Below are 5,743 nucleotides of genomic sequence, written 5' to 3' on the forward strand. Positions count from 1 at the left end.
GGTTTCCGGTCATGCGCTGCGTCCAGAAATCTGGACGTTATAGCTGATCTCGGGACCTGATCGGAAATCCAGTCCTCAGCGGCTCGCACGCAAATTCGATGGCATTGAAAAACTAGCAACCAGTTGGCGTACCATTATGGGCGATCGCCTTTTCAAAGAACCGCCGGGCAGCGTCCTTGTCCCGCCTGGCCCTGAGCAGGAATTCGACCGTGTCGCCAGCCTTGTCCACTGCCCGGTAAAGATATTTCCACTCGCCTTTGATCTTGATATAGCTCTCGTCCATTCGCCAGCTTTTCCCAACCGGACGCTTGTGCTTCAACCGGGTGCTGCATTCGACGCCGGTGTCCCGCAAGATCGTCACCGATCAATTGCACAGCTATCCGGCGGCGAAAGCAAACATCCGGGAACGGCAGAACGTGAAGCATGTGTTCGTCAAGGCGGCGGCCCGTGTCAACACCGGGCTGAAAATAGCCATCAGCCCACAAGGGAGCGGCGCATGCGAGGCTTTCGTGCCCCGGGCCTTCCTGTCGAGCTTCAGTCCGATCCGGCAGCACTTTGCACTGGAACGACTTTTGCTGCGCTTCTCTCTATCGCAAACACCTCGGGGCCCGGTTTTTCGCGTGGCGCGAATTTACCAACGTCATCCAAGCTCCGTCGACTGGCTTCTGAGCCCCTGTGCGTTGTGGATCGTCATCGACGAAGTCAGCCAAGTTGACAGGGCCCTACCGGACTCAGGCAGCAACGCGACAATGCGTTGCGTTGCCCGGCGGTGCGCTCTTCAGGTAGCGGTCGAACCACCGCAGCATCTCATAAACCAGTTGTTCATTCGATTCGCACGCGGCGTACCCGTGTGTCTCATGCGGCAGCATCACGAGTCGGGTAATACCGCCGTTACCGCGGATCGCCTCGTAAAGGAGGCTGGCCTGCTGCGGCGTCGTTCCAGGGTTCGGGTCGTCGGCGCCGTGCACGATCAGCAGTGGAGCCTTTAATCTGTCTGCATAGAAGAACGGCGACGTCTTGAGGTAGACGTCTTGCGCTTGCCAGACGGTGCGCCGTTCATTCTGAAACCCACGTGGAGTGAGCGTCTTGTTGTACGCACCGCTCGTCGCGACGCCCGCACGAAACAGGTTTGAATGCGCGAGCAGGTTCGCGGTCATCAGTGCGCCGTGGCTGTGGCCGGTTACGCCAATGCGGTTCGGGTCTGCGACGCCGAGTCGAACCGCCTCGTCCACCGCGGCCTGTGCGTCGGCGACGATCTGCTCAATGTAGGTGTCGTACGCCCGCTTCGGGTCGCCAATGATCGGGAATGATGCGTTGTCGATAATTGCGTAGCCGGCCAGCAGCAGCAGGCGGTGCCTGCTGAGCTGCGTGAAGGTCTCCTGCGAGCCGCTGGTCTGGCCGGCCTTCGATTCGTCGGCATAGTCACGAGGATACGCATACAGGATCGCTGGTATGCGCGTGCCTTCCTGGTAGCCAGGCGGCGTATAGAGCGTAAAAGACAGCTCCACCCCGTCCGCCCGCTGGTATCTCACCAGGCGCTTCCTGATCTGCCGGACGGCGGGCGTCGGGTCCGTGGTGTGCGTAACCGCCGCACTTGACGACGTGAACGTTGCCTCGCCTGGCGGCGCGTCGATTGCCGCACGGAGTCTGCGCACGTAGACGTTGGGCGGATCAGTCGGCGACTGATGCGAAGTGAGGAACGAGCGGCTGTCATCTTCGGTGAACGCGAAGAAGGACTCCAGACTCGACCTATCGCTGCGAAACAGTCGCTGCGTCTTGAACGTCGCAAGGTCGAGCCGGTCGAGAAACGGCCGGTCGCCATGCGGCGACGCGCCGGCACCCGCGAGAAAGATTGAATCGCCCTCCTTACGGATGACCGAAAAGCCATTCGGCAGCGTGCGCATTACCGGGTTTCCGGGATCTGCATACTGTTCGTGAGACGACATATCCCACAGCAGGCGCGGCGCGGGAATGCGCGCGTCGAAGTTGATGAGGTAGGCGCTCCACCATTGACGATTGCCGTTGTATTCGGCCAGCAATGCCAGATCCGACTGCGCCGTCCAGTCGATCCCGCAGTATCGCTGCGCGAGTCGCATCACTTCTCGCGGCGGCTGGTCAAACGGCGCCGTCGACGTCATGAGCCGGTCGCGCTGCGGAGCATTGACGTTCCAGTCGCCTCCGTCTAGAGCTTCTGCCCAAACAAGGGTCGCCGGTTCGGTGGTGCGCCACGAAAATTGGCGCGGTCCGGTTGGCACACCGTGAATCGGTACGCGCTCCATCAGAGGACGCGATGCGATTTTATGCGCAACGACATGGGCTTGGTCCGAAATGTCCCACACGGCAATGTCGCGTGGGAAGCGCGCAACAGTCGTAAGGTACGAGTACGGCTTCTGTATCGTCGACACCAGCAGATGCTGTCCATCCGGTGCTGGATGGACCCCATAGTAGCGACCGGGCGAGCCAACCAGCGCGACGCTCATATCGCGAATACGGACGACTGCGAGTTGGGATGTGGCGTAGTAGTCGAAGAGCGCAACATCGTGTGCGTCCTTGAGCGTATCGCGTGCCTCGTAGGTGCTGCTTTCGCCCGACCGGCCGTCCGATTCCTGGATGATCGGCCCTGCCGGCGCGCTCGGTGTGGCAGGCGGCGGGCCAAGGTGCGCGGGAACGAGCTTTACCAGCAGCGTGCGCTGATCCGGCATCCAACGGAGCTCACTCCCCAACATCGGATTCAGTCGCACGCCCGACACCTGACGCACCTCACCAGTGTCGCCATCACCGATCCACAGATCGACCGAATTCGCCGTCACGTTTTCGAAGGCGAAATACCTGCTATCGGCGCTCCATCGCGGGTATCCCGCGCAACCGTTTTCCGGCAGCACCACGGGGCGCGTTGCACCGCTGGGCACCTGCGCGAGTACGAGCTCCCTGATGCCGCCGCCGGCCATGCCGCGACGGCCGTGGTTGCCGGGGTCCACACGCACGCCGGCGAGGCGCAGGAATGGCCTTGCCATCCGTGCGATGGAAAAACATTTCTGCCACGATACGAGCAGCATCCGGGTGCCAGTCGGGCTAAGGAATGGCACGCGGAGCGATGGCGCGAGCATCACGTCGAGGATCGGCTTGGGAGGCCGATCGTAGCCGGAGGACGACGTCGTGGCTGCGCCTGATGCAGGCGCAGACGGCTCAGCCGTGTTGGCCGGGGATGAAAAAACATCGGCCGCCGGTGCGGTGACGACGCAGCCATCGACTATCGTTCCCAGAGGCTTTGCCTGCGATTCATTAGGTATGGTTTGCTGTTTAATCATCCCCTGATTCCATTTCTGGTGGTCTTCGAGGAGCATATGCAATGGTTGTGCCAATGCCAAGATAGGTGTATCGATCATCAAGGCGCTTCGGGCCCACCCGCCCTCCAACTCAATCGGCTGTGATGACTCGAGCCTTGTGATTCTGAGCGGTAAGCAATGCATGATGGATGCGCCCACCTATAACAGCATCCATGTGCCAGAGTAGAAGTGTCACCGGCCAATTGAACAGCGGGAGCGGACAGCACTGAGAAATCCGGTGAACAAGTTCAAGAGGTAGACGCAGGTCGGAACGTTGCGGGCGCATGCAAATAAGATTCCGCCAATGGAGCCGGGTTGACAGCGGGTGGTGTGACACACTTCTTACAATTGCGCCCACGGATGTTGGCAATGTCGGGCTCTGGACAAGCGGCGCTGAAAATCAGAATGATAGAGGGCTCAGAGCGGTTGTGTCGCAATAAAGAAATCGGGAAACGGGTTCTAAGAAGCGTCAGGAGATTATCGCTACGCGGGAGGCTGTTTCGAGACGGGCGCATTGCGCAGGCCGGTCTTCGATCGTGCGCCGGTGTTCGTCAAAGGCGAGGTGCTGCGAGGCGCCGGGAAAACGAACACCGGCCCAGCCAGCGGCGCTGGTGCAAATAGCCTATCTCAGGCTGCGCGGCAAGTAGGTCTATCTTTATCGGGCAGAGGATCGGGTGAGCCAGACGGTTGACTTCATGCTCCGTGCAAAGCGGGACGGGAGGCGGCGAAAGCCTTTTTCAGGAAGGCTATCAAACATCAAGGCCAGACACCGAAGACCACCACGCTTGACGGCTAGGCGGCCTCGCACCGCGCCGTGCGCGAGATGAAGGCCGATGGCTTGCTGCCTGAGGACCCGAAGGTCCGATCCTCGACATATCCCAATAAACTGGTCGAGCAGGACCACCGCAACATCAAGTCGCGGACGAAAGGGTTCTGTTGCAGTAAGGCCCACGTTAAAATTGGGTAGCGAATTTTTGAGCTGTGCGATGAAGAAGACGAAGACACCGCGAACCACACTCGCGCCGGGCCTGGCCAAGGTCCTGAAGCGCCTTCACTACCCGCTTGAAGTGATTTTGCTGTGCGTGCGATGGTACGTGGCCTATTCGCTGAGTTTGCGCAATCTTGCGGAAATGATGGACGAGCGTGGTATCGCGGTGGATCATTCGACGGTGTACCGCTGGGTCATCAAGCTGCTGCCGCTCTTCGAAAGGCGCTTCCGCAAGCACAAGCGTCCGGTTGGGAAAAGCTGGCGAATGGACGAGAGCTATATCAAGATCAAAGGCGAGTGGAAATATCTTTACCGGGCAGTGGACAAGGCGGGCGACACGGTCGACTTCCTGCTCAGGGCCAGGCGGACAAGGTCGCTGCCCGGCGGTTCTTTGAAAAGGCGATCGCCCATAATGGTACGCCAGAGACCGTGACCATCGACAAAAGCTGCTGCCGGTGTTTGAAAAAGCATTGCGCAAACGCAAAGGGCCTGTCGGCAAGAGCTGGCGCGTCGATGAGACCTATGTCCAGGTCAAAGGCCATTGGAAATACTTGTACCGTGCCGTGGACAAGGCGGGCAACACGGTGGATTTCCTGCTGCGCGCCCATCGGGACAAGGCCGCGGCGCGCCGCTACTTCGAGAAGGCGATTGAACAGAACGGCGAGCCCGAGACAATCACCGTGGACAGGAGCGGTGCCAATCTGGCTGCGCTTGAAGCGCTCAATGCCGAGCGTTTAACGCCGATCAAGGTCCGGCAAAAAATACCTAAACAACGTCGTCGAGCAGGATCACCGTGCCATCAAACGCATCATCAAACCGATGATGGGGTTCAAGGATTTCCGCTGTGCGCGCATCATCCTGTCTGGCATTGAGATCGCACACATGATCCGCAAGGGGCAGATGTATGACGATGGCGTCGCCTCGACTGCAGCCGAACAATTCTATTCTCTCGTGATGTAAGCAATCCTCTTCACCTTAGGCGCCTGATCGTCGCATCGTCCTTAACGCGACACAACCCAAAATCTCGTTGACGGGATAGATGTCAACGGGCGGCACAGTTAGAGCCGGTACGTCACACTGCATTTGCGCGTCTCCTCGACTCGTACTTCGACCAACCGGACGCCGGTTTCCTGCAGGATCTCAGGGCCGAGCTTGGTCACCAGCCACTGCGCCAAGTTTTCAGCGGTGGGATTGAAGGGCATGCCGACCACCGACGGATCGAGGTCGCGCAAGCCAGCATAGAACGGATCTTCGATCCATAGCAACATGCGGTGATCCCAGTGATCCTCGACCCAATTGCAAAGGGCTTTGTTCAGCAGGGCAGAGCCGCAGTTGGTTGCAGACGCAACTAGGCATTTTTGACGCAAACAGCCTTGCCGAAACTGTTCCACAGATTCACGAGGTTCGCGATAATCACGCCCTCGCGCTG

The 5,743-nt window shown here is 59.5% G+C and carries 2 protein-coding genes and 6 pseudogenes; 4 read left to right on the forward strand and 4 right to left on the reverse strand.

Annotation, left to right across the window (positions count from 1 at the left end; genetic code table 11):
• Nucleotides 1-124: 124 nt before the first annotated feature.
• Nucleotides 125-316 (reverse strand): annotated as a pseudogene (locus AB3X89_RS38630) (DDE-type integrase/transposase/recombinase); the annotation flags it as partial.
• Here AB3X89_RS38630 and AB3X89_RS38635 point away from each other — a divergent pair.
• Nucleotides 315-669: pseudogene (locus AB3X89_RS38635) on the forward strand (IS6 family transposase); the annotation flags it as partial. The pseudogenes AB3X89_RS38630 and AB3X89_RS38635 sit on opposite strands and share 2 nt — an antisense overlap.
• A 62-nt stretch (nt 670-731) precedes the next feature.
• On the opposite strand, the gene AB3X89_RS38640 reads toward AB3X89_RS38635, so the two are convergent.
• Together AB3X89_RS38640 and AB3X89_RS38645 are read right to left on the reverse strand one after the other, a co-directional pair.
• Nucleotides 732-3,386: a prolyl oligopeptidase family serine peptidase gene (locus AB3X89_RS38640; RefSeq protein ID WP_368587866.1), complete on the reverse strand. Its 2,655-nt coding sequence runs from the start codon at nt 3,384-3,386 to the stop codon at nt 732-734.
• Nucleotides 3,387-3,804: 418 nt separating this feature from the next.
• A pseudogene (locus tag AB3X89_RS38645) lies at nt 3,805-3,940 on the reverse strand (IS110 family transposase); the annotation flags it as partial.
• A gap of 9 nt (nt 3,941-3,949) precedes the next feature.
• On the opposite strand from AB3X89_RS38645, the pseudogene AB3X89_RS38650 reads away from it, so the two are divergent.
• From AB3X89_RS38650 to AB3X89_RS38660, 3 pseudogenes are all read left to right on the forward strand, one after another.
• A pseudogene (locus AB3X89_RS38650) lies at nt 3,950-4,251 on the forward strand (DDE-type integrase/transposase/recombinase); the annotation flags it as partial.
• A gap of 61 nt (nt 4,252-4,312) precedes the next feature.
• Nucleotides 4,313-4,719, forward strand: a pseudogene (locus AB3X89_RS38655) (IS6 family transposase); the annotation flags it as partial.
• 38 nt (nt 4,720-4,757) lie between these two features.
• A pseudogene (locus tag AB3X89_RS38660) lies at nt 4,758-5,274 on the forward strand (IS6 family transposase); the annotation flags it as partial.
• 98 nt (nt 5,275-5,372) lie between these two features.
• On the opposite strand, the gene AB3X89_RS38665 reads toward AB3X89_RS38660, so the two are convergent.
• On the reverse strand, nt 5,373-5,743 hold a 371-nt coding region (locus AB3X89_RS38665), incomplete at its 5' end, for a 6-pyruvoyl tetrahydropterin synthase family protein (RefSeq protein WP_368587867.1).

This window comes from Paraburkholderia sp. BR14320 (assembly GCF_040948665.1).
Classification (GTDB): Bacteria; Pseudomonadota; Gammaproteobacteria; order Burkholderiales; family Burkholderiaceae; genus Paraburkholderia; species Paraburkholderia youngii.

What these genes read in the sequence shown, in the direction of transcription:
- AB3X89_RS38640 (WP_368587866.1), bottom strand. Translation starts at nt 3,386, where the DNA reads ATGATCGATACACCTATCTTGGCATTGGCACAACCATTGCATATGCTC.